We start from the raw sequence: 23,140 nt of genomic DNA on the forward strand, positions 1-23,140 counted from the left end.
GGCCGCTGTCGGTGTGACGCTTGTCAGCCATTTGATATGGCGGGCGAAACAGCGGCAACGGCGCATCGTCGCCGCAAGCCGCCGGTTAAGGCTTCAGCACCGTCATCTTGAACGGCCCGGCGTTGGCCGCAGCATAAGCCACCGCCTCGTTGGCGTGGTCGAGGTCGAACGTCTTCGCCTCGTATTCCTCCAGCCGCAATAGCCCCGCCCGCACCAGCGCGATCAGCCGCGTCGCCGCGTCCGGCGGATACATCCAGACCCCGTGGATGCTGACGCAATTGCGCATGATCCAGGGGTAGGGCAGCTCGAGCCCCGCGCCGCCGGCCATGCCGACGCCGCCCATCAGCACGACGCGTCCGTAAGGGCGCACCGTCATGATCGCGGCACGCACCACATTCGTGCTGACCGAGGGCGGCATGATGTCGAAGACGACGTCGATCGGACCGGGTGCTGCGCGCTTCATCTGCTCGCCATCATCGCTCTCGTTACCGGACAGCTTGACGGTGCGCACCCGGTCGCCGAAACGGCGGACGAGGTCGGCGAGCACCTTGTCGTTGCGGCCGGGCGCCACCACGCAGGCCGCGCCCATCGCGAGCGCGACCGCGACGGCCGCGCTGCCGAAATTGCCGGTGGCGCCGCTCACCAGCACGGTCTCACCGGGCTGCAGGTTGGCGGCGAGCAAGCCGCCATAGGGCACCAGCAGCGTCCCCAGCGCGCACCATTGCGTCGCCTCCGCAGCCGTGATCGCGCCGAGCCGCTTCACGTTCTCCGTCGGCACCATCATCTGCTCGGCGAAGGAGCCGTGGCGAAAGTGCTTTTGCAGGCGCATGCCGCCTTCGTCGCGGGCGCTCCAGCCTTGCAGCGTGATATCGGGCGCCATCGCGTCGTCGCGGGAGCGCACGGTCGGATCGCACATCACCCAGTCGCCGACCGCAAGCTTGGTCGCATCCGGCCCGATCGCGCGGACGCGGCCGACACCGCCGGGGCCGGGGATGACGGGCAGGTCGAGCGCGTAGTTACGCATCCCGCTGAAGACTTCGTTGGCGTAGGACAATACGCGCGTCGCGACGACGTCGACGATCACCTCGCCGGTGCCCGGCACCGGGTCGGGGACGTTCTCGATCGTGAGCGGCGATCCGAAGGATTTGAGCACGGCAGCTTTCATGGTTTCGACCTTCTCTTTGCACCTCATAATCGGGTGAACGGCATATGTGCCGGCTTTCAGGACGCAAGAAGGCCTGGTATTATCCTAGTATTCACCGGACCCTCCATCGCGGGAGCAAGCATGACCGATCCCCGGCGCGTCGAATTCGGCGATTTCCTCAGGTCACGCCGCGAGAAGCTGTCGCCGAAGGCAGTCGGGCTTCCCGCAGGGCGGCGGCGACGCACCGCGGGCCTGCGCCGCGAGGAGGTCGCGCAGCTCGCCGGCATCGGCGTCGATTGGTACATCCGGCTGGAGCAGGGGCGCACCGTCAGCCCATCGGTCACTACCGTCGATGCGCTGGCGCGCGCGCTGCGCCTCAGCAAGACCGAGCATGCGCATTTGAAGGCGCTTGCGCGCGACGGCGACAAGCGTGCGTTCACACCCGAGATCGTGCCGCTGCCCATTCGGCGGATGATCGAGAGCCTGAAGCAGCCGGCCTACATCACCGGGCGGCGCTGGGACGTGCTGGCCTGGAACGAGGCCGCCGAGGAAATCTTCGCGTTCGGACAGTTGCCCGAGAACGATCGCAACACGCTGCTCCTGGTGATGACGAACAAGCAGACGCGAAAATTTTACGGCGCGAGCTGGACGGACGTCGCCAAGAGCATGGTCGCGATGTTCCGCGCCACGCACGACGTCTGGGCGGGCGATCCCGCCTTCACGGAATTGCTGACGCGGCTTCGCGAGGGCAGTCCGGAATTCGTCAAATGGTGGGAGGCGCACGAGATCCGCAGCACCGCGTCGGGGCTCAAGACCATGAACCATCCGACCAAGGGCGTGCTCCGGTTCGAGCACACAAGCTTTCAGGCCAACGACGATCCCGCGCTGAAGCTCGTGATCTACACGCCGGTGTAGGCCGTGGAAGGACGATGGCCCAAGCGTCAGCTTTGGAGAGCCAGGCTGAAACGCTGCATCGGTCGGCGCGGAAACGCCTGCGACCCTCAGCCGCCCTGCGTTTTACAGCTCGCACGGCTTAAGCCGAGATCCGGGGACTGCTGCGTTTTCTGCTCATACGGAACAGTGCCATGTCCGCCGATACAGGTGGGTGCCAAGGGCGGGTTTTGTGGCGCGACAAGCGGCGCTATGATTTCTTGCGCTCAGTCGAGAGGGAGAGCGAGAAAGTTCCTGTTGTGTTTGCGGGGATATTCTCGGGAGCTGCTGCGTCGAAGGCGCCTATTGCTGGCACCCATCTCCAGAATTCGCGCCGGTCGCCTTGTTCTTGAATTCACCCGGAGTGGCAGCCATGGTGCAGAACCTAGTAGCCGGATTGGTCGTGGTGGCTTTGATCATCATGGGCGTGCTCGCTTATGCCCAAAAACATGAGGGGTGCTTGCGCGGGCACTCGCTCCAAACCTTCAAGCCCTGCGGATCAGTTGGCGTTGACATGTAGCGCTGGTCGCGACGCTGCGGCCGAGCTTCAGGCCACCGGCGATCCCGCGCGGGAGCTCGTGATCTACACGCCGGTCTAGGGCGTGGAAAGCAAAGGCCAAGCGTCAGCTTCTGACCGCCAGGAGGAAGCGTTGTGTCAGCCTGTGCGGACAAGCTGCCTGTTGAACTATCCGAACTGCGTCCCGCATCTTGGGCTTCGCACCGCCCGGGCCGATCTCGGTCGCGTCGCTAGTTCGCAAACTTCCCGGCCGGTTTGCCACCCTTCACCATTTCCTGGGCATAGGCGTAGAGCGCGTCATAGACGATCCACTCCGCAGCGTTGAGCGCATGATCGTCCTTGTAGCCGAGGTGGCGGAAGCCTTCGGCCACCGCCTGTAGCCCCGGGCCTTCGGCCTGGCGGTAAAGCGAATTATCGGTGTCGGCGCCGTTCACGATCCTGCCGAGCAGGACGAGCGCTGGATCGTTCGCCAGATCGTATTTCTTCAAGATCGCTTCGAACGAACACTCCTTGCCGTGGTGGCCGAGCTCGACGTCCTTGACATCGTAAGGAATGGCGTCGAGCCGCTTTGCCTCGGCCATTACCTTGTCCGCCGGCGCAAAGACGAACTCGGCATCCTTGTCGACGAACTTCCTGATCAGCCAGGGGCAGGCTACGCGATCGACTTTGACGTGTTCTCGGGTAATCCACTTCATTTGGTCCTCCTGTTCGACTTTGAGTTTGGCAGATCTCGCATCCGCCAGAGCGAGAATCCCGCCATGCTGCTCTGGTCTGGATAGCGGTGCCGGTTCACGGATATTTGCGACGACGACACGCCGGGTCTTGAGATCGAATGCGGTGTGGTCGAAGACACCGTCTGCGGCGCCTCGGATCTTGATGATGCCCAGGCTCGTCAAAGGCATGGCGATGTCAGATCGCTACGCCGCCGAGAGCGGGCAATCCGTCTGCAGAATTGAATGAATACTGCGTCCATGTGCAATCTCCCCGAAAATCGAGCGTTGCACAGAGCTTGGACGGTTTCGCCGTCTGGCGGGGAGTCTGTGTTTCCCCGTTACGTTAACTTAGGCCTTGCAAGAGAGTCCGGCAAGGTCGGATCGCAAGGTCAGTACTTTGGGCGGTGCGAGTTCGCCCACTCGCGGGCATGCGCAATGGGCTCGCGTGGTGGCAGCATCGCGCGAAGCTTCTGGGTCGTCGGTAAGCTCTCCATGCGCTCCCGCCATCGGCAGAAGGCCGGATATTTCGGGTACATGACCTTACCTTCTTCGGTCAGGCTGAATGCAAACGTGCTCGGCAACAGGAAGAAATCCGCGAGCGTAACTTCTGAACCCAGCAAATAGTCCTGACCATGCCCGAGTTCGCGCTCGACGATCGTGAGCGCCGTTTCGACCTTTGGCAGCGCATGCGCGACGACCTTTTCGTCGGAAGCGATCCCGAGCTCCGGGAAGACCAGTCGCTCATGCGTCATGTGATAGATCATGTAAGGGTAGACGTAGGAGTTGACGACGCTGATCCATTGATTCATGCGCGCCCGCGCGCGTGGGTCATGCGGCGTCAGCGGCGCGCCGTTGAATGCCTCATCGATGTAGCTGACGATGGCGCTTGTCTCATAGACGATGAAGTCTCCGTGCCGGAAGATCGGGACGCGGTTGAACGGATGCAGCGCCAGATGTTCGCTCTTGCCCATCACCGGCTCGAGGTCCTGGAAGGTGTAGGCCACGTCCTTGTGGGTCAGCACGAGCCGCACGATGTTGACAAACGTACTCCGGGGAAAGCCGTAAACAATGACCTCAGACATCTTCTCCTCCAGTTCCTTCACTTGCGACAGATCGAGTTCGATCAGCGCCAGAACGGCAGATCGGCCTGCTCCAACGCTTCCTCCCGGGTAAGCCCGAGGTCGGCAAGGAGGTGGGGATCATCGGCAATCGCGCGGAGGTCGGCGCGCTGGTGCATCCGCTCGCTGCTGGCGAGCCAGCGGTCGAGCGGTACGAGCCATGAATTTCGTTGATGATCCGCCATTGTGGCGTTGCGGCGAAGTCGCGCCGGAATGTAGCTATTGGCAAAAAGCGTTGACATTTCGTCGCTCCAAATCCCATGATTTCGTATTGTCGCCGCCTGCATAGGGCCGGCGCGGCGCAGTCCGCAAAGCATCGTTTCTCAGCCCTGCCCCAATTTTTCTCATGAACTCTGTCGAGGTGGTTTGGAATGCGTCCGCACTTGCCGCCGCTCAACGCACTGAAGGCCTTCGAAGCTGCAGCGCGGCATGAAAGTTTTACGCGCGCCGCCGAAGAGCTGTGTGTCACTCAGGGTGCGGTGAGCCATCAGGTGAAAGCGCTTGAAACAGAGCTTGCGATCAAGCTCTTCAACCGTGAGCGGCAGCGCTTGATCATCACCGAGGCGGGCAGGGACTATCTCGCCGTAGTACGGGATGCGCTGGATCGTATCGCTGCGGGTACGGAGCGTTTGCTCCAGCGGCAAAGCGCGGGCGTTCTCACCGTCAGCACCTCGCCGGATTTCGCCGCCAAATGGCTGGTGCACCGGCTCGGCCATTTTGCGGAGGCCCATTCCGGCATTGATCTCCGGATCTCGGCCACGATGCATCACGTCGATTTTGCCCGCGAAGAGGTCGACCTTGCGGTGCGCCACGGCGATGGCAATTGGCCGGGTCTCGATGCCGTAAGGCTCTGCCCGGAACGGCTCTTTGCCGTGTGCAGTCCAAAGTTGCTATCGGGTCGCCGCCGGATCAGCGGGGTCGCCGATGTCCTGAAATTTCCGCTGATCCACCTGGACAGCCGATCCGACTGGGCGAATTGGCTGCGCGGGGTCGGCATCGATGACGCCGCAGTCACACACGGGCCCGTGCTCAATCGTGCGAGCATGGTTATCGATGCCGCGATCAATGGACAGGGTATCGCTCTGGCGCGAACGACGTTGGCGGCGTGGGATTTGATCAACGGGCGGCTCGCGTTGGCATTCCCGGAGTCCTCGCCAGTGTCGAAGACCTATTGGATCGTTTGCCCGAAGGCGACTGCGTCGCTGCCCAAGATTGCGACTTTTCGTGACTGGCTGCTCGCAGAAGCGTCAAACGACCTAAGGCAGCTCAAATCGCTCGCCGCGACCAAGTGAAAGTTCCGATACTCCGGGATATTTACTCCAAATTCGTATCGGGACGTGCTCCAGTTCGAGCACACGAGCTTTCAGGCCAATGACGATCCGGCACTGAAGCTGGTGATCTACAAGCAGGGTGTAGGGCGCAGGCACAAAGACCGAGCGTGCCGCCACGCCAAGCCTGCGACAACACGTGCTAGGGAATTCGCAGTAACCCAGGTTGATTGTTTTCCCTATCGCCGCGCTATTCGGTGATTTTTTCGAACCGGCTTGCGTCCGTTGGCGGTGACCACAACATGGATCGGCTTTGAATAGACCGGAGGGTCGTGTGCCATGTGGTTTTCGTCGGCCAGGACGAGCTGTAACGTGTGGCGGCCTAAGGGCAGGGTGACCTTGGCTTCGGTTTGACCGGCGCCGAAATGGAGATGGTTGAAGTCATTCGGTATCGGCTGGTCGAATGGCGGGAGGCTGGTATCGATCAGCAAATGTGGGATCATTCAAACCAAATGCATTCGTTCTTTATGACATGGCCGGCAATGCCGCAGAGTGGGTCGAGGATTGCTGGAGCGAGGGCTATCGTGGGGCGCCGACAGACGGATCCGCCTCGGTCAAACTAGGTTGTCGCGAGCGGGTGCTTCGCGGCGGCTCATTCAACAACGACCCAAAATATCTGCGTTCGGCGGCGCGCTTCAAATACGACTTCAACGTGCGATATCTCGCAAATGGATTTCGAGTCGTTCGCGAGAAAGACGGCGATTAGCTCAACGCCGCAATTTCTACTTGTTGGGCGAGCCGGCAGTCGCAGGATTAAAGGGCGGCTGGCGCCGAGCGCAAGCGCTGGATCAGTCGGAGGCGACGACGGCGCCTTCCCGGAACGGCGCGTGGGCAGGCGGCTGCGCCGACAATTCCTGGCAATAAATCCGATCGATCTTGCGCTGCATGAGCGCATAACAATCGCATGCGACCCTCTCGAGCCGGGCCCGATCGATCTCTACGAACCCACGCCGGTCGGACGTGACGGCGCCGGCCTCGCGCAGCTTGCTCATCGTCAGGGTCACTGTCGTCCGCCGCACCCCGAGCAATTGCGCAAGCGCCTCCTGCGTCACCGGAAGGAGATCAGCGGGAACGCGGTCGTGAAGCTGCAGGAGCCACCGCGCCATGCGGCCATCCACCCGGTGCAGCGCGTTGCAAGCGGCTACGTGCTGGAGCTGCAACAACACCGTGCGGGCGTGGACCTGCACGACATTCCTGATGGCTGCGCTTTGCGCATAGGCAGTGCGAAATTTGGCGGCGGAAATCAGCGATGCCGTTCCGGCCACGCGAGCAACCGCGGTCACGGATGAAGGCGACGGGCCGAGCACGGAGAACGAGGACAAAGCGCCCTCCCGCCCCATCAAGGTGGTTGCGACCGTTTGCCCGTCCGGCATATCGAGCATGAAGGCGATTGCGCCGCTATGGGGAAAATAGACCGGGTCGAGCTCATCGCCCGACCGCACCAGGACGGCATCGGGTTCGAACGAGACCTTCTGGAAGTAGGGTGTGAGCAAGCCGAGATCCGCTGGTGGCAAGGCCGCCAGTAGCCGATTCCCGATGCCGGAGCGGTGATCGGTCACGCTGCTGTCTGGTGAACGAGCCCCCAGTGAACGGCGGTATCCATTTTTTTCATCCACCATGATTATCCGAAATACGAATTGCCGAACGAAACTATCCAAACAGAGCCATTCGTCGAGATCAAGCACGGACAACTGCGGAACCTCGCCGGCGTTCTCGCCGCGGACCTTGCATACATCATACTATTCGCGATCTTACACACGATGGTCGTCAGAGATCCCTAGCCAGCCCGGTTGCCTCCTCGATCTCGATTTGCAGAATGCCATGCTTGTCCAGCGGAGGGCCCAACCCTTTGCCGACACCGCTCCCGAGGTTTGAAATGATTCTCTGCAGAAGCGACGGCGTATGGCTGAACGAACCGGAACGGTGGACGGCAGATGGCGACAGCCTTCAGGTAATTACCGACAAAGCCACCGATTTCTGGCGCGAAACCCATTACGGGTTCAATCGCGACAGTGGCCATTTTCTGGGCTTTCCGGCTGGGGAGGCATTCACCGCCGAACTGCGTGTCCAGGGTGACTTCCAGGCGCTCTACGATCAGGCGGGCATCATGGTGCGCATCGACGCGCACCATTGGGTCAAGGCCGGGATCGAACTCTCGGACGGGAGAGCCATGCTTGCGAGCGTGCTGACTGATGGACGATCGGATTGGGCGACGGCGCCCTACGAGCACAATTCCGACGACTTCTGGGTGCGCGCAACGGTCGCCAACGGCGTCCTTCGGCTGCAGTTTTCGGCCGACGGCAAGCTCTGGCCGCTCATGCGGCTGGCGCCGTTCGCGAGGGCGAAGTCCTACCTCGTGGGACCGATGGCTTGCACACCCGAGCGCGCCGGATTGAAAGTCGTGTTCTCAACGTTTCGACTGACACCGCCGCTTGGCAAGGATCTCCACGATCTGGGCTGACGAGCGGCGCGATCCGCAGCGCGCTTCAAAGCGGAGCTTCAACCGCATTTAGTCGATGGGAGCCTTGATGATGCGGATGAACTCTGGCCTGACCCATCGCATCGGTCCTATCCCTTGACCGGACAGCAGGCCCAGATTGTCCTGGGTCGCGGCGACGGTCTGGAACAAATTGGCCGTGCTATTGTCGGCGGGCCAAACCATCGCCGCCGTGGCGTTGTACGGATTGATCGATGAGTCGAGTTTTACCACGGGCACGCCGAGGAAAAAGGCATCAGTATCCCCGTAGGACGCATCAGCCTCATTTGACATCTCCCAATCGACCTCGTTTGTCTGCCACGATCCAAACTGGAAATAGCTTATCTTGTCCGGGGGCCAGAGATAGTAAAAGCGCGGCGTCATGCCGGCTGGAACATCCAGCACTTCCTTGCTGAACATCTTGTCGTCGAATCCCGCCCGTCCGCTAAACTTGACGCGCACCAGCTTTTCTTTGCCGGGACGGAACGTGGCCAGTCCAGCGATGGTCGTGCCGAACGGAAGCTTCAGTCTCTTGATGTCCGTCGGCGCTCTCGGTTTCAACCATATTCTGTCGCCGACGTCGGATCTGCCTGCAGCGATGCGTGGTCGCGATTGCGCGTCGCGCAAGGCATCGTCGACGTTGAGGCCATAGCCGACCTGAATGCTTTGGAAGATCGTCACCGTATCAATCGCACTCTCCTCATCGCCTTGGTTCTTCGCATAGGAAATCAACACCAAGGCGCCGAGTTGGGGGTCCGCACTGAGTCGCCGCGTCACTTCGGGGAGCCAATGTGACGTCCACTCGGCTTCGAAGCGACGGGCCTGGATGGCATTGTTGATCTTTTGCAAGACAAAATTGGCGCCCTGAAACGCCAGAGTGGCCCCCTGGAATTTGGCGTCTCCGCGCGCATTGGGACCGAACTCCTGCACGGGCGCGATTGGTGTCCCGACCTCACTTGTCGTTTTTTCCTTCGTTTGCGCGCCGCCGGACGGCGGACTGGAAGGACCGCCCTTGTTGGGGCTGGTCTTGACTGGGCTACTCTGCATCATGCTCAACGGTTTCAATCCCATGAGCTTCCTGGCCTGCGCGATACTTTCGGTGCCGCCCTTTCCCTTGATCTGGGACTCCCGGGCCAGCGGGACTCCCAGGTTCGCGGCTTGTTTGGCGAGCCGTTCATCGAGGGTCCACAAGCGTGCGTTCATGCTCTTCGCTTCTGCCGCGATGAAGGCGTCGCCAGGCCTTGTCTTGCCTTTGCCTCCGTATTCCTTGACGGGACCTGGCTCTCCTACCTTGGGCTCGTGAGTGATGTTGTCGGCGTAGAAATCGCCCCGATCCTTGATACTGGAGGCAGTCGCTGGCGGGGTCGTGATCTTCAGGTCCTGAAGCAACTTCTCGTAGCCCATGCGCGTCTCGATCGGAGAATCCAGCACCAATTCGTTGTATGCCGCGTGCGCGATGTAGACCGGCTCTCCCGACCCAAGAACGCGCTGCAATGCCTGAGCCACGGCTACGTTGCCCCGCGCAACATCCTTGATGACGTTCTTGTCTAGAAGAATGGCCATGTTCGATGCCTCCGCGCGAAGACGTCGGGTTCCCATCGACCGAATACAGACGTGGCCCGAGAATGAGTTGCTCCAACTTTCGGAGCGGTTCGATTACCAAGCCGTGATCACCAGGCAGACCTCGCGCGAGCGGTATGAGCTCGCTCTCACTGCCGCGCCTCACCGGCGGTCGGTCGGTTTCCTCTGCGTAAAATACGGATTCTCGAGGCATGCCGCGGAGCGGCCGACAGCGAGATATCTGCACTGTTGCAGCGAGGTGTAGCGGCAGTCGAGATAGCCGACGGGGCCGTAGATCTGCATGCACACCGGGTAGCGCGGATCATAGGTCTGGGCGTGCGCATGGCTGCTCACGAGGAGCGCGCCGATCGCGACGAGTATCAGGCAAGCGCAACGCATCTCAGCGCGGCCAGGAATCGTTCGGCGGGTAGCCAGGTGTCAGGACGCGCGGACGATTCTGATAGGCGTAGGGATCGTCCGACTGGCCGACGAAATACGGGTTCGCAATGCAGGTGAGGGCGCGGCCCGATGCGCTCGCCTGACACTGCGCGTAACTACCGAAGCGGCAGTTGCTGAGGCCCGGCCATTCATCGCCCGTCATACAGGGGGGATGATTGACGCCGTCGGCACGCGCGGGCGCGCTTGCGAAGAGCGCGAGCGCAAATGTGGCAACAATGGGGAGAGCGACGAGTCCGCGCATACGAATCTCCGATCACGTGCTTGTGCATGCGTCGATGCTCCACACGCATGCGAAGCCTATGTCGCTTAGTCGATGTTGGGAACTCCTGAAAACCCTTGTTTCAAAGGGTTTCCAGCGCGCTCTGGTAAACGTTCATTAATGCACAGGAGGCCCTTTGGGCCCGACTGTTGCGCCAGGGTTACAGCAATTCCGTCGATCGCTGTTATGAGGTGCGCACGGCCGGGGGGCCTACTGAAGAAACTGGAACGGGAATCAAATGAAGAAGAGTTTGTTGCTTGCCGCTGTGAGCCTCGTCGCGCTCAGCGCGGCTGCGCCCGCGGTGGCTGCTGATCTCGCGGCGCGGCCGTACACGAAGGCGCCGCCTGCGATGGTCGCTGCGATCTACGACTGGAGCGGCTTCTACATCGGCATCAACGGTGGTGGCGGTTCGTCGCACGCGACCTGGGATAGCTTCGGCGTGCGCGAAGCCTCGCACGATGCGACCGGTGGCACGGTCGGTGGCCAGATCGGCTATCGCTGGCAGTCGGGCCAGTGGGTGTTCGGCGTGGAAGGGCAGGGCAACTGGGCCGACTTCTCCGGCAGCAGCGTCAGCGCGATCGACGGAAACACTGATCGCACCAAGATCGACGCGTTCGGTCTGATCACCGGTCAAGTCGGCTACGCCTGGAACAACGTCCTCGTCTATGTGAAGGGCGGTGCGGCTGTGGTTGGCAACAAGTTCGACGTCCATACGCCGGGCGGCGCCTTCGTTGCGTCGTCGGATGACACCCGCTGGGGCGGTACGATCGGTGCGGGCCTCGAGTTCGGCTTCGCTCCGAACTGGTCGGTTGGCGTCGAGTACAACCACATCTTCCTGGGTGGCAACGATCAGACCCTGACCAATGGCGGCGTGCTCGTTCAGACCGACCACATCAAGCAGGACGTCGACATGGGCCTCGTCCGCCTGAACTACAAGTTCGGCGGCCCGATCATCGCCAAGTACTAAGGCAAGCCGCTTCGAGCGAAGCGATTGTCGAAAGCCCCGGCCTTGTGCCGGGGCTTTTTTGTTACGTGAATTCAGCGGGTTAACCATCCTGCTTTGCGATCGCCGAGATGGCTTGACTCCCGGGAACGGAATGAGAACAATGTTCTCCATACGTTCTAGCGATGGAGCAAGGCCATGTTGAAGATCTTCGTGGAAGAAGCCGCCGCACTGGCGTCGATCGCGCTATTCGTCGGGATGATCGCGATCTGGGCGCAGGTGATTCCCCAGCTCTGAGTCAGAGTGTTCAGGGCCGCCGATGGCAGTGCCTTCCGGTCGATGCAGGTGCCCCTGGGGAAAAGCCGGACGACGCGGCCAATGTGCCGGTCCGGCGTGGACTCTCGGCTTGCGAGGCACCACCATTATGAGGCGAGTCGGCCGTACGAGTGCATGACGCCTTGAGGAGCCGGCGACCGCTCCATCTCATCTGCAAGAGGCCGTCAAGCGACCATGCCGAGCGCCGGATTTGTCCACCTTCACGTTCACTCGGCCTATTCGCTGCTCAAGGGCTCGATCAAGATCGCCAAGCTGGCCGAGCTCGCCAAGAAGGACCACCAGCCGGCCTTGGCGCTGACCGACACCGACAACATGTTCGGTGCGCTGGAGTTCTCCGACAAGATGGCGGGCTCCGGCATCCAGCCGATCGTCGGCTGCGAGCTCGCCATCGATTTCGGCGACCAGGATCCGAATGCGCGCAACGCGCTTCTGCCGTCGCGCGTGGTGCTGCTGGCAGCGCAGGAGCGCGGCTATCGCAGCCTGATGCGGCTGAATTCGCGCGCATTCCTGGAGACGCCCGACACTCACGCCTCCCACATCAAGTTCGACTGGCTCGAGGGGGAGACCGAAGGCCTGATCGCGCTCACCGGCGGCCCGGACGGGCCGATCTCGCTGGCGCTTGCCGCCGGCCACGCCGAGCTTGCGGCCACACGCTGCGAGCGTCTCGCGAGCCTGTTCGGCGACCGCCTCTATATCGAGCTGCAGCGCCACGGCATCGACAAGGAGCGGCGCATCGAGAGCGGGCTGATCGACATCGCCTACACAAAAGGCCTGCCGCTGGTCGCGACCAATGAGCCGTATTTCGCTGCGACGGACGACTACGAGGCGCACGACGCGCTGCTCTGCATTGCCGGCGGACGGCTGATCGCCGAGACCGATCGCGTGCAGCTCACGCCGGATCACCGTTTCAAGACGCGCGCCGAGATGGCGGTGCTGTTCGCCGACATTCCGGAGGCGCTGGCCTCGACGGTCGAGATCGCCGAGCGCTGCTCGTTCCGCCCGATGACGCGCAAGCCGATCCTGCCGTTCTTCACCGTCGGTGCCGCGGCCAGCTCCGACGCCGCCGCGGTGGAGGCAGCCGAATTGAAGCGGCAGGCGGAGGAGGGGCTTGCCAACCGCCTGCGCGTCCACGGCTTGGCGCCGAACACGACGGAGGAGGACTACAACAAGCGCCTGGCATTCGAGCTCGACGTCATCATGCGGATGAAGTACGCGGGCTACTTCCTGATCGTGTCCGACTTCATCAAATGGGCGAAGGCGCACGGCATCCCGGTCGGGCCGGGCCGCGGCTCCGGCGCAGGCTCGCTCGTCGCCTGGGCGCTGACCATCACCGATCTCGATCCGATCAAGTTCGGCCTGCTGTTCGAGCGCTTCCTCAATCCGGAACGCGTCTCGATGCCGGACTTCGACATCGACTTCTGCCAGGACCGCCGCGGTGAGGTGATCCAGTATGTGCAGCAGCGCTACGGCCGCGACCAGGTCGCCCAGATCATCACCTTCGGTACGCTGCAGGCGCGCGGCGTGCTGCGCGACGTCGGCCGCGTGCTGCAAATGCCGTATGGCCAGGTCGACAAGCTCACCAAGCTGGTGCCGCAGAATCCGGCTGCGCCCGTGACGCTGGCCGCCGCCATCGAGAGCGAGCCGAAGCTCCAGGCGTTTCGCGACGAGGATCCGGTGGTGGCGCGTGCCTTCGATATCGCACAGCGCCTCGAAGGCCTGACGCGCCACGCCTCGACGCATGCGGCCGGCATCGTGATCGGCGACCGTCCCTTGAGCGAGCTCGTGCCGCTCTATCGCGATCCCAAGTCCGACATGCCGGTGACCCAGTTCAACATGAAATGGGTCGAGCCGGCCGGCCTCGTGAAATTCGACTTCCTCGGCCTGAAGACGCTGACGGTGCTCGACGTCGCGGTAAAGCTGCTCAAGCCGCGCAACATCCATGTCGATCTCGCCACGCTGCCGATCGACGACGCGGAAAGCTACCAGATGCTGGCGCGCGGCGACGTGGTCGGCGTGTTTCAGGTTGAAAGTCAGGGCATGCGGCGCGCGCTGATCGACATGCGCCCCGACCGTTTCGAGGACATCATCGCGCTGGTCGCGCTGTACCGTCCGGGTCCGATGGCGAACATCCCGACCTATTGCGCCCGCAAGCACGGCGACGAGGAGCCGGAATATCTGCACCCCGTGCTGGAGCCGATCCTGAAGGAGACGTTCGGCGTCATCATCTACCAGGAACAGGTGATGCAGATCGCGCAGGTGATGTCGGGGTACTCGCTCGGCGACGCCGACCTGCTCCGCCGTGCGATGGGCAAGAAGATCCGCGCCGAGATGGACAAGCAGCGCGACATCTTCGTCGCCGGCGCGGTGAAGAACGGCGTGCCGAAGGCGCAGGCCGAGACCATCTTCGAGCTGCTGGCGAAATTCGCCGACTACGGCTTCAACAAGAGCCATGCGGCGGCCTACGCGCTGGTGTCCTACCACACCGCCTACATGAAGGCGCATTATCCGGTGGAGTTCATCGCGGCGTCGATGACGCTCGATCTCAACAATACGGACAAGCTTTCGGAATTCCGCTCCGAGGCGCAGCGCCTCGGCATCAAGGTCGAGCCGCCGAATGTCAACCGGTCAGGGGCGACCTTTGATGTCGGCGACAAGACGATCTACTACGCGCTCGCAGCCCTCAAGGGCGTCGGCCTTCAGGCGGTCGAGCAAATCATCGAGGAGCGCACCAGGAATGGGCTGTTCACCTCGCTTGCGGATTTCGCCGCGCGGGTAAATCCCCGTGCGATCAACAAGCGCATCATCGAGAGCCTGGCTGCCGCCGGCGCCTTTGACACGCTGGAGCCGAACCGCGCCCGCGTCTTTGCCGGTGCGGACGCGATCCTCGCGGCCTGTCAGCGCGCGCATGAGGCGGCCACCATCGGCCAGAACGATATGTTCGGCGGCGCTGCGGACGCGCCCACCATCATGCTGCCGCAGATCGAGGCCTGGCTGCCGGCCGAGCGGCTGCGCCGCGAATACGACGCGATCGGCTTCTTCCTGTCGGGCCATCCGCTCGATGACTACGCGACCGTGCTGAAGCGCCTGCGCGTGCAGTCCTGGGCGGAGTTTTCGCGTGCGGTGAAGACCGGCGCGACCGCCGGCAAGGTCGCGGCCACCGTGGTGTCGCGCATGGAACGGCGCACCAAGACCGGCAACAAGATGGGTATCATGGGCCTGTCCGATCCGACCGGCCATTTCGAGGCGGTGCTGTTCTCCGAAGGCCTCGCGCAATATCGCGACGTGCTGGAGCCGGGCGCCGCGGTGCTGCTCCAACTCGGCGCGGAGCTCCAGGGCGAGGATGTGCGCGCGCGCGTCCTGCACGCCGAGCCGCTGGATGATGCGGCTGCCAAGACGCAGAAGGGGTTGCGCATCTTCCTGCGCGATACCAAGCCGCTGGAGTCGATCGCCAAGCGTCTTGCCGGACCCGAGATGGCTGCCTCGAACGGTGCAGCGCCAAAGGTGGGCAGCCCAGGCATCGCGCCCCGCTCCAACGGCGACGGCGAGGTCTCGCTGGTGATGATGCTTGATCTCGAGACCGAGGTGGAGATGAAGCTGCCCGGCCGCTTCAAGGTCTCGCCGCAGATCGCCGGCGCGATCAAGGCGGTCGCAGGCGTCGTCGACGTACAGCAGCTCTAAGCCGTGTACTCATAAATCGGGGCAATTGGTGCGGCGCGCCCGATTTCCGCTCGTCAGCCAAGAGCGGCGCGAAAGCGGACGTCGGCGGAGGTCGCAAAAGCGCCAAATCCGGACGTCCATCCAAACGTGGTCGAGCGCTTGAGCTCGGGGCCCGCAGAGCATCGAAAATTTAGATGACCGGATAGGGCGAATGGTGGACCGCCGTCGAGGCGCAAAGCTTTGCCGTTGCTGCGGTAAATTCGCTTTCGAGTTGGGTGCTGCGCGCGTACCTGACTTGCTGACGATGTTGGTCGCTTGAAATACGATATATATCAATGTGTTGAAAAATATTGCATGCAATATGCAATTTTTCGATTGAGCCTACGTTGCGATTGCCCTAGACCAGAAAGGGCCCACGCCTCCCGCCACAGAGCGGTCACGAGAGCAGAAGGATGGGAGCAAACCGACGGAGGATCAGAATGGACGGGCGTGCGACGACGGCAAATGGTGTTTTGGCGGCGAGGCGGACGAACGTCCGCTGGAAGATTTTCTTCCTGATGTTGTTCCTGATCGCGATCAACTACATCGATCGCGCTTCGCTCTCGGTGGCGATGCCGCTGATCGCGAAGGAGTTCAATCTCGATCCTGCGACGCAGGGACTCATCCTCTCTTCGTTCTTCTGGACCTACGCCTTCATGCAGGTCCCGGGCGGCATGCTCGCGGACAAGTTCAAGCCGCGTATCGTCATCGCCGCCGCGACCATCGGCTGGGGCTTCTTCCAGGCGATCGCCGCGGCGTCCACCAACTGGGTGATGCTGCTCCTGACGCGGCTCGGCCTCGGCGCCACCGAGGCGCCGATCTATCCTGCGGGCGGAAAGCTGAACGCGATCTGGATGACGCAGAACGAGCGCGCCCGCGGTGCCACGCTGCTGGACGGCGGCGCGCCGCTCGGCGCTGCGCTCGGCGCAGTCGTCATCGCCTGGCTGATCGCGGCATTCGATTCATGGCGCGCGGCCTTCCTGGTTGCCGGCGTCGGCACGGTCCTGTGCGGCCTCGCGGCCTGGTGGTACATCCGCAATACGCCAAGGGAGCATCCCTCCGTCGACGACAGCGAGGCGCGCTTCATCGAGGCGGCGCATGCCGAGGAAGACGCCCAGGCACCGGCCTCGCGCGGCGGCGGCGCAGGCGCCTACTTTCGCTTCCGCTCGGTCTGGTTGATGTGCTGCGGCTGGATGTTCTTCAACACCGTGTTCTACGGGCTGTTGACCTGGATGCCGACCTACCTGTTCAAGGTGCACGGTTTCGACATCAAGACGCTGGGCGGCGCGTCCTTCATCATTTTCTTCGCCGGCTTCATCGGCGAACTCGTCGGCGGTTTCATCGGCGACGCGTGGCGCGCCCGCGGCGGCACGCCCAACCTCGTGTTCCGCTCGCTGTTCGGCCTCGCGGCGCTGATCGCGACGGCCTCGGTCTTCGCCGTGGCTTATGTCCGCGATCCCGTCATCGTCGTCGTGCTGCTGTCGACCACGCTGTTCTTCCTGCGCTGGTGCGGCATGTACTGGGCGATCCCCTCGATGCTCGCCACGCGGGACCGCGCCGGCTTGCTCGGCGGCTGCATGAATCTCGGCGGCAACATCGCCGGCATCACCGTGCCGATCATCGTCGGCTTCATCGTGCAGATCACCGGATCGTACTTCCTGGCCTTGATGTTCTTCGCCGCGGCCGGTGTCGCTCTGTTCGCCTGCTCGACCGCGATCGATTACAGCCGCAAGCTGCCGGTCTGACGACGTGTTCGCCCGCTTTCCCGGCCAGTTCGGGAGCGGGCGACAAAAACCTGAGGAGCACGATGATGACACGACGCGTTCGCCTGGGCATGCTGACACCATCGTCCAACACCGTGCTCGAGCCGGTGACGATGGCGATGTTGGCCAGCCTGCCAGGCGTCTCCGCGCATTTCTCGCGCTTCAGGGTCACGGAGATTGCGCTGTCCGAGCAGGCGCTCGGCCAGTTCGACGATAGCGAGATTCTCCGCGCGGCCGAGTTGCTCGCTCATGCCAAGGTTGACGTGATCGCCTGGAACGGCACCTCGGCAAGCTGGCTCGGCTTCGACCGCGACGAGCGCCTGTGCGAACGCATCCGCGAGGCGACCGGGATTGCCGCCTGCACCTCCGTGCTGGCGTTCCGCGAGATCTTCGAGCGGACGGGGGTTCGGCGCGTCGGTCTCGTCACGCCCTACCGCAGCGACGTCCAGTCGAAGATTATGGCGAACTGGCAGGCCTCCGGGTTTCACTGCAGCAGCGAGCGGCATGCCGGCTTGCAGGACAATTTCAGCTTCGCCGAGGTGACCGAGCAGGAGGTCGCCGATCTGGTGCGCGCGGTGGCGCGGGAAGGGTGCGACGCGGTCGCGATCGTCTGCACCAACATGCGCGGTGCCGGCCTCGCCGCGCCGCTGGAGCGGGAGCTCGGCATTCCCATCTATGATTCGATCGCGACGACGCTCTGGAAAAGCCTCGACGTCGCGGGCGTTCCGCCCGCGCGCATCGAGGGATGGGGCCGCCTGTTTCAGGACGATCGGCTGACGCCGCGGCGGGAGGCCGCGACGGCATCTCGCTGACTCCGGACGTCTATTTGTGAGCGGCGTGGGATGCGATTTCGATACTGGGCCTGAGCGAGGACATTATAAGTTATAGGTGTGCCTCTCCGGAGGAATGGGATGGCGGAACGCAAGAAAGCAAGGACAGACGGCAAGCGCGGCCGCTCGACGGTCGTAAAGCGCCGTTTGCGGCTGCAGCGCACGGGCCTGCACGAGGATGCCACAGCGCGACTGCGCAGCCTGATCGTTCGCGGCGACCTTGCGCCCGGTGAACCCCTGATCGAGGCGGATCTCTCCGAGGCGCTCGGCATTTCCCGTACGCCCCTGCGCGAGGCGCTAAAACTCCTGGCGTCCGAAGGACTGGTCCAGCTTCGTCTCAATCGCAGCGCGATCATCGCGCCGATCCGCCAGGACGAGGTCGAGGAATTGTTCGAGGCTGTCAGCGGCATCGAGCGGGTTGCGGCCGAGCTGGCCGCGCTGCGCATGACCGAGCGCGATCTTGAAAAGCTCGATCATCTGCAGGAGAGGATGGAACGGCTGCACCACACCGGCAAGCTACGCGACTATTTCGAGCTGAATCAGCAGATCCACAGCTTCATCGTCGCCTGCTCGTGCAACCGGGCGCTGAAGGCCACCCACGATTTGCTGCTCGGCCGAGTCGAGCGCGCGCGCCTGTTCGCCCTGTCATCGCAGGAGCGATGGGATGAATCCGTGGAGGAGCATCGCGCGCTGCTTGCCGCATTGAAGCAGCGCGATGCTGATCGCGCCGGACGGGTGCTGGCACGGCACGTGGTCCGGACCGGCGTTGTGGTTCGGGAAATTCTCGACAGCCGGCGCGATGGCGCAGAGCAACCTGTCGACGAGGCGGCGGCGCACAACGATCGCGCCGCCCAACGAGAGGACCATGTATGAGGATCCTGCTGCTCAACCCGAACACTAGCATGGACGTGACCGATCTCCTGCTGTCGGCTGGCCGGGAGGCGGCGTCAGCGAGAACGGAGATCGTTCCTCTCACTGCGCCCCGCGGCGTGCCCTATATCGCGACCCGCGCCGAGGCGCAGATCGGCGGGGCGATCGCGCTCGAAATGCTCGCAGAACACAGTCGCAATGTTGACGCGGCGATCATCGCCGCGTTCGGCGACCCCGGCCTGTTCGCAGCGCGCGAGCTGTTCGATATCCCTGTTGTCGGCATGGCGGAAGCTGCGATGCTCACTGCCTGCATGCTGGGCCGGCGCTTCTCGATCGTTACTTTCGCGCGCGCGCTCGGCCCCTGGTATCAGGAATGTGTCGAGATGCACGGGCTACGCGAGCGGTGCGCCGGCATTCGCATGCTCGACGGCGCATTCCGGTCGATCTCGAACGTGCAGGACGAAAAGGAGGCGTTGCTCGTCGAACTCGCCAACCGCGCCGTGCGCGAGGACGAGGCCGACGTGATCATCCTGGCCGGCGCACCGCTCGCCGGTCTCGCGGCCAAGGTCAAAGCGAAAATCCCGGTTCCGGTGGTCGATCAGGTTGCGGCGGCCGTCAAGCAGGCGGAAGCGCTCGTGGCGCTCGCGCCCAGGAAGGCGACCGCAGGAACGTTCCGCCGGCCCGATCCCAAGCCGACGGTCGGTCTGCCGGACGCGCTGGGTCGTCACATCGAACATCGCAACGGGAGCGAGGCGGGAACATCGCGCAAGGAGAAGCGGCCATGAGCGGGCTCGACGTTATCATCCGCGGGGGCACTATCGCCACCGCCTCCGACACGTTTCAGTGCGACGTCGGCATCCGCGATGGGCGCGTCGTGGTGTTGGGTCAGGAACTCGGTCCGGCAGGCAAGGTGATCGATGCAACCGGCAAGCTCGTCCTGCCCGGTGGCATCGACAGCCATGTCCATTTCTCCCAGCCCTCCGGCCCCGATATCGTCATGGCGGACGATTTCGAAAGCGGTACACGGTCCGCCGCGTTCGGCGGCAACACGACGGTGCTGCCGTTCTGCCTTCAGGAAAAGGGCCATTCGCTGCGCGAGGCAGTGAATCGGTACCATGAGTTGGCGGATGGCAATTGCTACGTCGACGTCTCGTTTCACCTGATCATTTCGGATCCGACCGAGCAGGTGCTCGGGCAGGAGCTGCCGGCTCTGATCGAGGACGGCTACACCTCCTTCAAGGTGTTCATGACCTATGAGGATCTGGCGTTGTCCGATCGCGAGATTCTCGAAGTGATGTCGGTGGCGCGCGAGACCGGCGCGCTGGTGATGGTGCATGCCGAGAATTACGACGCTATCCGCTTTCTGACGGATCGCCTGGAGCGCGCCTCGAAGACCGCGCCTTATTATCACGCGGTCTCGCGCCCGATCGTCGTAGAGCGCGAGGCGACGCACCGCGCGATCTCGCTCGCGGAACTGGTCGACGTGCCGGTCATGATCGTCCACGTGTCGAACCGCGAGGCGATGGAAGAGATCCGACGAGCCCAGCAGAAGGGCCTGAAGGTCTATGGGGAGACTTGTCCTCAATATCTCATGCTCACCGCGGACGACCTTCAGGGGCTCAACATGGAAGGCGCCAAATATGTCTGCTCGCCGCCGCCGCGCGACGTGGCCAGCCAGGGCGCTTGCTGGGAGGGCATCCAGACAGGTGTGTTCTCAGTGTTCTCGTCCGACCATTGTCCGTTCCGTTATAACGATCCGCAAGGCAAGCTCGCGCCGAAGGGCCGCACCAGCTTCCGCTGGGTGCCGAACGGCATTCCAGGCGTCGCTACGCGGCTGCCGATCCTGTTCTCGGAAGGAGTCGCGAAGGGCCGTATCGATATCAATCGCTTTGTTGCCCTAACATCCACGAACCACGCCAAAACCTATGGTCTCTACCCGCGGAAGGGTACGATCGCGGTGGGCGCGGACGCCGACATCGCCATCTGGGATCCGGATAAGCGCGTTGTGATCACCCACGACCTGCTTCGCGATGGCTCCGACTACACTCCCTATGAAGGGCGCGAAGTCACCGGCTGGCCCGTCATCACGATGGTAAGGGGGCAGGTCGTGGTCAGCGACGGCGAGCTTCTTGGCACGCGGGGCCATGGCTCGTATCTGTCGCGGAATAAATCCTCCCTGACGACCTCGGATAGTTCTCGCTCCTGACAGGCCCCAGTTCTGCAACGGGTTACGAGCGGCTGGATGTCCGCTTGCGAGATCGGCTTGCCTCGTCCGTCGATGCCTCCCTTATCTTCGTTGAATGTGAGCGAGGAGCCTAGCCAGAATTTGCGCGAGGCCCTATCATCGGCTACCGCCCGGAGAGACAATCGGCGGACGACCAGGAGGAGACAATCATGCCAAAGACGTTACGGCGTTCTTTGCAATTTGCTCTTGCACTCGTCGCCTCGGGTTTTGTCGTGAGTCTGGGGCTGCCGCAGGCTAAAGCTCAGGAAGCCGGGTGGATTACGCTGTTCGACGGCAAGGACCTCGAACAATGGGATCACGTCGGGAAGTCCAATTGGCATCTTGCGGACGGCACGGTGATTGCCGACAAGATGGAAGACAAAGAGGCCGGTTATCTCGTTAGCAAGAAGCCGTACAAGGACTTCGTGCTGCGCGTCGAATTCTGGCCGAGCGATGATGCAAACAGCGGCATTTACTTCCGCTGCCTCGATGCCAAGAAGATCACCGACCGTACCTGCTACGAAGCAAATATCTTCGACCAGCGGCCTGATCCGAGTTACGGCACTGGCGCGATCACACGCTACGTCGAGATCAATCCGATGCCGAAAGCCGGCGGCAAATGGAATACGTTCGAGATCACGGCGAAGGGGCGTGACATCACGGTCGTGCTCAACGGACAGAAAACGGCCGAAATGCGGAACGGAATGTTCGATGAAGGCTCGATCGCCCTGCAGCACGGCGCCGGAGCGATTAAATTCCGTAAGGTGGAGATCAAGCCTTTGTAAGGCGGGTTTAAGCTACGGCGCGACACTGCTGCACCGCGAAATGTCGATTAGGCGAATGTCGCCTTGAGTCAAAAGCAGCAGTCAACGCAGCCCTCGAATGAGGTCCGGTCTCACGTAGACAGTCGACATGGCGGTTGCTGCCGCGTTGCTCCAGCTCAGGGCCCCGGAAGCGGACGCCGCATCGTATGAGTACACGCCTGGCTGGGCAGCCGCGAGCACTTGCGGTTCGGCCTGCGCCTTCAGTGCGGCAGAGATGTTGTGGTGCCGTCAGGTCATTGCGGCTATGATCGCGGCGATGCAGCTCGTTCGCGCGGTGATTTTCGAACCGCGCCCGGGAGGAAACGAGACATGTGCCACAGATGCTCTGAATCCCTACAGGACACGATCGTGCCGTCGCGGCGGTCTGCGATGCTGCTTGCCGCCTCGGCGCTTGGCCTCGCGCTCGGTGGCGCGGCCTTCGCCAAGGAAACCAAGACGCCGCCGAAGCCACAGAACGTGCTGTCGCCCGACGCGGCGTTGAAGCGGCTGATGGAGGGTAACGCGCGTTACGTCGACGGCGTGTCGCGGCGCCACGACTTCAGGCACGAGCGCGAGGCGCTGGCCAGTGGCCAGAACCCGTTTGCTGCCGTGTTGAGCTGTGCCGACTCGCGTATCGCGCCTGAATATGCCTTCGATACCGGCCGCGGCGATCTCTTCGTCTGCCGCGTCGCCGGAAATTTTGCCGGCGACGAGACCATCGCTAGCCTGGAATACGCGGTGGCCGTGCTCAGCACGCCGCTGATCCTTGTCCTCGGCCATGACAGTTGCGGCGCTATCGACGCGACGCTAAAGGCGCTTAAGGACAACAAACCACCGCCGGGACACATTCCCTCGCTGGTCGATGCGATAGCGCCCGCCGCCAAGGCGGCGATGCAGCAGGGTGGGGACGTCCTCGACAAGGCGATCCGGCAGAACGTGACCGACAACGTTGCGAAAGTGAGATCGGCCGCGCCGATCCTCAATGCAGCCGTGGAACAGGGCAAGCTCAAGGTCGTGGGCGGCACCTACCGTCTCGCGACGGGGACGGTCGATCTGATCGCGCAGGGCTGAATGACTTGGCTGTCGCGCGCCATCTTCGCGTCGCGAAGCTTACGCGGACCTGACCTCGAAAGGCGCGGCCATGCCGCCGCCTCAATCCGAGCCTTTCGTT

Annotated in this window: 22 protein-coding genes and 1 pseudogene; 14 read left to right on the forward strand and 9 right to left on the reverse strand. The window is 62.9% G+C overall.

Going from position 1 to position 23,140, the window contains the following annotated elements; translation table 11 throughout:
- Nucleotides 1-85: 85 nt before the first annotated feature.
- Nucleotides 86-1,165, reverse strand: coding sequence for a zinc-binding alcohol dehydrogenase family protein (locus MTX21_RS04405; protein WP_280970690.1), 1,080 nt, complete (start codon nucleotides 1,163-1,165; stop codon nucleotides 86-88).
- Nucleotides 1,166-1,285: 120 nt separating this feature from the next.
- On the opposite strand from MTX21_RS04405, the gene MTX21_RS04410 reads away from it, so the two are divergent.
- Together MTX21_RS04410 and MTX21_RS04415 are read left to right on the forward strand one after the other, a co-directional pair.
- On the forward strand, nucleotides 1,286-2,059 hold the full coding sequence (locus MTX21_RS04410; RefSeq protein ID WP_280970691.1) for a helix-turn-helix transcriptional regulator: 774 nt from the start codon (nucleotides 1,286-1,288) through the stop codon (nucleotides 2,057-2,059).
- 57 nt (nucleotides 2,060-2,116) lie between these two features.
- Nucleotides 2,117-2,254 (forward strand): annotated as a pseudogene (locus tag MTX21_RS04415) (GDCCVxC domain-containing (seleno)protein); the annotation flags it as partial.
- 567 nt (nucleotides 2,255-2,821) lie between these two features.
- Here the strand turns inward: MTX21_RS04415 and MTX21_RS04420 are convergent.
- The 3 genes from MTX21_RS04420 to MTX21_RS04430 form a co-directional block, all read right to left on the reverse strand.
- Complete coding sequence (locus MTX21_RS04420; RefSeq protein ID WP_280970692.1) at nucleotides 2,822-3,286, reverse strand: chromate resistance protein ChrB domain-containing protein; 465 nt, start codon at nucleotides 3,284-3,286, stop codon at nucleotides 2,822-2,824.
- Nucleotides 3,287-3,693: 407 nt separating this feature from the next.
- A complete protein-coding gene (locus MTX21_RS04425) occupies nucleotides 3,694-4,386 on the reverse strand; it encodes a glutathione S-transferase family protein (protein ID WP_280970693.1) in 693 nt (230 codons plus the stop codon).
- A gap of 41 nt (nucleotides 4,387-4,427) precedes the next feature.
- On the reverse strand, nucleotides 4,428-4,664 hold the full coding sequence (locus MTX21_RS04430; RefSeq protein WP_280970694.1) for a hypothetical protein: 237 nt from the start codon (nucleotides 4,662-4,664) through the stop codon (nucleotides 4,428-4,430).
- Nucleotides 4,665-4,793: 129 nt separating this feature from the next.
- Between MTX21_RS04430 and MTX21_RS04435 the strand changes: the two genes are divergently transcribed.
- A complete protein-coding gene (locus MTX21_RS04435) occupies nucleotides 4,794-5,714 on the forward strand; it encodes a transcriptional regulator GcvA (RefSeq protein WP_280971359.1) in 921 nt (306 codons plus the stop codon).
- 215 nt (nucleotides 5,715-5,929) lie between these two features.
- On the opposite strand, the gene MTX21_RS04440 is transcribed toward MTX21_RS04435, so the two are convergent.
- A complete protein-coding gene (locus MTX21_RS04440) occupies nucleotides 5,930-6,181 on the reverse strand; it encodes a DUF4399 domain-containing protein (RefSeq protein ID WP_280970696.1) in 252 nt (83 codons plus the stop codon).
- Between the two features lie 2 nt (nucleotides 6,182-6,183).
- On the opposite strand from MTX21_RS04440, the gene MTX21_RS04445 reads away from it, so the two are divergent.
- A complete protein-coding gene (locus MTX21_RS04445; RefSeq protein WP_280970697.1) occupies nucleotides 6,184-6,456 on the forward strand; it encodes an SUMF1/EgtB/PvdO family nonheme iron enzyme in 273 nt (90 codons plus the stop codon).
- An 82-nt stretch (nucleotides 6,457-6,538) separates the two neighbouring features.
- Here the strand turns inward: MTX21_RS04445 and MTX21_RS04450 are convergent, their stop codons facing one another.
- Nucleotides 6,539-7,309, reverse strand: a complete 771-nt coding sequence (locus MTX21_RS04450; RefSeq protein WP_280970966.1) for a Crp/Fnr family transcriptional regulator — start codon at nucleotides 7,307-7,309, stop codon at nucleotides 6,539-6,541.
- Nucleotides 7,310-7,626: 317 nt separating this feature from the next.
- Here MTX21_RS04450 and MTX21_RS04455 point away from each other — a divergent pair, with 317 nt between their 5' ends.
- Entirely contained in the window at nucleotides 7,627-8,211 is a 585-nt protein-coding gene (locus MTX21_RS04455) for a DUF1349 domain-containing protein (protein WP_280970967.1), read from the forward strand.
- 48 nt (nucleotides 8,212-8,259) lie between these two features.
- Here MTX21_RS04455 and MTX21_RS04460 read toward each other — a convergent pair whose 3' ends face one another.
- The 3 genes from MTX21_RS04460 to MTX21_RS04470 all read right to left on the reverse strand — a co-directional run bounded on the left by MTX21_RS04460 (nucleotide 8,260) and on the right by MTX21_RS04470 (nucleotide 10,486).
- A complete protein-coding gene (locus MTX21_RS04460; protein ID WP_280970698.1) occupies nucleotides 8,260-9,789 on the reverse strand; it encodes a hypothetical protein in 1,530 nt (509 codons plus the stop codon).
- A 159-nt stretch (nucleotides 9,790-9,948) separates the two neighbouring features.
- Nucleotides 9,949-10,185, reverse strand: a complete 237-nt coding sequence (locus MTX21_RS04465) for a DUF3551 domain-containing protein (protein ID WP_280970699.1) — start codon at nucleotides 10,183-10,185, stop codon at nucleotides 9,949-9,951.
- 1 nt (nucleotide 10,186) lies between these two features.
- Nucleotides 10,187-10,486: a DUF3551 domain-containing protein gene (locus MTX21_RS04470; RefSeq protein WP_280970700.1), complete on the reverse strand. Its 300-nt coding sequence runs from the start codon at nucleotides 10,484-10,486 to the stop codon at nucleotides 10,187-10,189.
- Between the two features lie 256 nt (nucleotides 10,487-10,742).
- Between MTX21_RS04470 and MTX21_RS04475 the strand changes: the two genes are divergently transcribed.
- The 9 genes from MTX21_RS04475 (at nucleotide 10,743) to MTX21_RS04515 (ending at nucleotide 23,040) form a co-directional block, all read left to right on the forward strand.
- Nucleotides 10,743-11,471, forward strand: a complete 729-nt coding sequence (locus MTX21_RS04475; protein WP_280970701.1) for an outer membrane beta-barrel protein — start codon at nucleotides 10,743-10,745, stop codon at nucleotides 11,469-11,471.
- Between the two features lie 486 nt (nucleotides 11,472-11,957).
- Nucleotides 11,958-15,461 carry a DNA polymerase III subunit alpha gene (gene dnaE / locus MTX21_RS04480; RefSeq protein ID WP_280970702.1) on the forward strand — a complete coding sequence of 1,168 codons (3,504 nt, stop codon included), beginning with the start codon at nucleotides 11,958-11,960 and terminating at the stop codon, nucleotides 15,459-15,461.
- A 458-nt stretch (nucleotides 15,462-15,919) separates the two neighbouring features.
- Nucleotides 15,920-17,224 (forward strand): MFS transporter, encoded by a 1,305-nt coding sequence (locus MTX21_RS04485; RefSeq protein ID WP_280970703.1) that lies wholly within the window; start codon nucleotides 15,920-15,922, stop codon nucleotides 17,222-17,224.
- A 65-nt stretch (nucleotides 17,225-17,289) separates the two neighbouring features.
- Nucleotides 17,290-18,054, forward strand: coding sequence for an aspartate/glutamate racemase family protein (locus MTX21_RS04490; protein WP_280970704.1), 765 nt, complete (start codon nucleotides 17,290-17,292; stop codon nucleotides 18,052-18,054).
- A gap of 99 nt (nucleotides 18,055-18,153) precedes the next feature.
- Nucleotides 18,154-18,945, forward strand: a complete 792-nt coding sequence (locus MTX21_RS04495; RefSeq protein WP_280970705.1) for a GntR family transcriptional regulator — start codon at nucleotides 18,154-18,156, stop codon at nucleotides 18,943-18,945.
- A complete protein-coding gene (locus MTX21_RS04500; RefSeq protein WP_280970706.1) occupies nucleotides 18,942-19,727 on the forward strand; it encodes an aspartate/glutamate racemase family protein in 786 nt (261 codons plus the stop codon). The genes MTX21_RS04495 and MTX21_RS04500 overlap by 4 nt, the downstream gene beginning before the upstream one ends.
- Nucleotides 19,724-21,148 (forward strand): dihydropyrimidinase, encoded by a 1,425-nt coding sequence (gene hydA / locus MTX21_RS04505; protein ID WP_280970707.1) that lies wholly within the window; start codon nucleotides 19,724-19,726, stop codon nucleotides 21,146-21,148. The genes MTX21_RS04500 and hydA overlap by 4 nt, the downstream gene beginning before the upstream one ends.
- A 188-nt stretch (nucleotides 21,149-21,336) precedes the next feature.
- Nucleotides 21,337-21,951, forward strand: a complete 615-nt coding sequence (locus MTX21_RS04510) for a DUF1080 domain-containing protein (RefSeq protein WP_280970708.1) — start codon at nucleotides 21,337-21,339, stop codon at nucleotides 21,949-21,951.
- A 348-nt stretch (nucleotides 21,952-22,299) separates the two neighbouring features.
- A complete protein-coding gene (locus MTX21_RS04515) occupies nucleotides 22,300-23,040 on the forward strand; it encodes a carbonic anhydrase (RefSeq protein WP_280970709.1) in 741 nt (246 codons plus the stop codon).
- The last annotated feature ends 100 nt before the right edge of the window (nucleotides 23,041-23,140 follow it).

Source organism: Bradyrhizobium sp. ISRA430, from assembly GCF_029909975.1.
In the GTDB taxonomy this organism is placed as follows: Bacteria; Pseudomonadota; Alphaproteobacteria; order Rhizobiales; family Xanthobacteraceae; genus Bradyrhizobium.